The sequence below is a fragment of the Candidatus Binataceae bacterium genome, assembly GCA_035500095.1.
Lineage (GTDB): Bacteria > Desulfobacterota > Binatia > Binatales > Binataceae > JAKAVN01.
Genome location: DATJXN010000016.1, coordinates 1 through 2,231 on the forward strand (window position 1 = coordinate 1; position 2,231 = coordinate 2,231).

Consider the following 2,231-nt stretch of genomic DNA (forward strand, 5'->3'; position numbering starts at 1 on the left):
TCACGCGGCAATGCGAACAGATCCACGATTCGGTTCACGTTTCCTACATCACCTACGGCGCGGAGACGGTGCTGTGACGCCGTTCGCGCCGGTTCAGTCCAGCTGAGGCCGCGATGTTCTATTCCATCCGCCATGTGACGCGGTTTCGCTATTCCAGCCCGGTGCGCGAGAGCGTGATGGAGCTGCGCATGCAGCCGCGCTCCGAGGGGCCGCAGGCGCTGCGCAGCTTCCAGATCAGCACCAATCCGCGCGCCCAACTTTATGCGTACACGGACTATCTGGGAAACGCGGTCTACCACTTCAACGTGCTGCGCGAGCATGAGGAGTTGCGGATCGAGGCCCAGGCCGTCGTCGAGATACTGAACGTTCCCGCCGCGCCGCCCGCCGCCGATCCGCTCGAATGGGGCCGATACAATTCCTACAATCTCAGCGACGACCAGTTCGACCTGCTGGAGCCTTCGGCATTCGCGCGGCTGTCGCCGCAATTGCTGGACTTCATGCGCGAGCACGATTTGACCAGACCGGCCGGCGATCCGCTCTCGGCCTTGCGCCTCCTCAACACCACGATCAGGGACGCGTTCCGCTACAGGCCGGGCGTCACGGACGCGAGTTCGCCGATCGAGGTCGCCTTGAAAGAGCGCAGCGGCGTCTGCCAGGACTTCGCGCATATCATGATCGCGATCGCGCGCCATTGGGGAATTCCGGCGCGCTACGTGTCCGGCTACCTCTATCATCGCCCGCGCACGCAGGACCGCTCGGCCGCCGACGCGACCCATGCCTGGCTCGAGGCCTATCTACCGAGTCTCGGCTGGGTGGGTTTCGATCCCACCAACGACATTCTCGCGGGCGAGCGCCACATCCGCGCGGCTGTCGGCCGCGACTATGCGGACGTGCCGCCCACGCGCGGCACGTTCAAGGGCGGCGCCTCGAGCGAACTGGCGATATCGGTGGTTGTCGAGCCGACGCAGGCGCCGGTGCGGCACGAGGATTTTCTGCGGGTCGCGCGCCCCATGGGCACGCCCAGGCCGACGGCGTCGATGCCGGAGCACATTTTCCACCAGCAGCAGCAACAGCAACAATAGGGACCGGCGAAGCGATCAGCCCTTCCGCTTTGCCGCAAACGCCGCGAGATCGCGCGCGATGCGCGGCATCAGTTCATTCCAGTCGGCGAACTTGTCCGGACTGTAGACGTGACTCTTGCGGTACCAGGGATACTCGTCTGTGCCGAGTTGCGGCCAGGTGCGGCCCGCCGTGACGAACCAGACCTCGGTTCCGACCGCGCCGGCATTCGCCGCCGCCGCGGTGGGTGCCGAAATCACCAGATCGACGGCAGCGGACAGGGCCGCCGCACCGTCGATATCGTCCTTCAGGTCGACGTCGAGGACGCTGACGTCGACGCCCAACGTCTCTTTCACGTGGGCGATTTCAGCGGCGCAGTCGCCATACTGCAGGTTCACGAAGGTCACGCCGGGCGTCGTCAAGATCGGCGCCCAGAGATCGAGCGGGCTGTAATATTTTGCGCGCTTGGCGCCGAGCATCATCGAGCGCCAGCAGATGCCGACGAACGGGCCCTCACCCTTCGCTTCGAGCAGGCCGCGCATGCTTTTCGTGCGCTCCGGATCGGCCTTGAGGAAGGTCTCATGCGGGAAATCGGCGAGCGATTTGCGAAGATATTGCAGAGCCGATCCCATCGGCGACCAGAAATCGGGCTCCTGCTTGTCGGTGACGAACTTGATGAAGCGCAAGGCCTCGTTGCCGTTCGGATCGAGCAGCGTGCGGTCGTCATACGCGCCCACTTCCGCCTTGGGAAAGGAACGCTGAAAGAGCGGAACGAGCCGAGGATCGACCGCGATGTAGAGCTTTCCCGCATCGCCGACTGCGCGCTGGATGTCGGGCAGCACCGTTGCGAACATGAACTCGTCGCCCAGACCTTGCTCGCCGACGACGGCAATGCGCTTGCCGGCGAGATCCTCGCCCTTCCATTGCGGGGCCTTCAGAACGTGCTTGAGAAAGGCGCGAAAGCGGGGATGGTTTCGCGTCTCGAATTCCGAAAAGCCTTCTTCGAGCTTGCCCATACCGATGAGGCAGATCGATCGCGAATGCGTGGTTTCGAGCCGCTCGGCCGGATCGACGACCGTTTCGAGCGCCCGGTCGTACGACGCCAGCGCTTCGTCCAGCCGCCCGAGATGGGAATAGGCGTAACCGAGATTGTGATGCAGGCGGGCGAATTT

General features: G+C 64.2%; 2 protein-coding genes. One reads left to right on the forward strand and one right to left on the reverse strand.

Annotated elements, in window-relative coordinates; genetic code table 11:
* Positions 1-113: 113 nt before the first annotated feature.
* Entirely contained in the window at positions 114-1,082 is a 969-nt protein-coding gene (locus tag VMI09_02460) for a transglutaminase family protein (GenBank protein ID HTQ23529.1), read from the forward strand.
* A gap of 15 nt (positions 1,083-1,097) precedes the next feature.
* On the opposite strand, the gene VMI09_02465 is transcribed toward VMI09_02460, so the two are convergent.
* Positions 1,098-2,231: tetratricopeptide repeat protein (locus VMI09_02465; GenBank protein ID HTQ23530.1), on the reverse strand; the 1,134-nt coding region annotated here is incomplete at its 5' end.

What these genes read in the sequence shown, in the direction of transcription:
- VMI09_02460 (HTQ23529.1), top strand. Translation starts at nt 114, where the DNA reads ATGTTCTATTCCATCCGCCATGTGACGCGGTTTCGCTATTCCAGCCCG.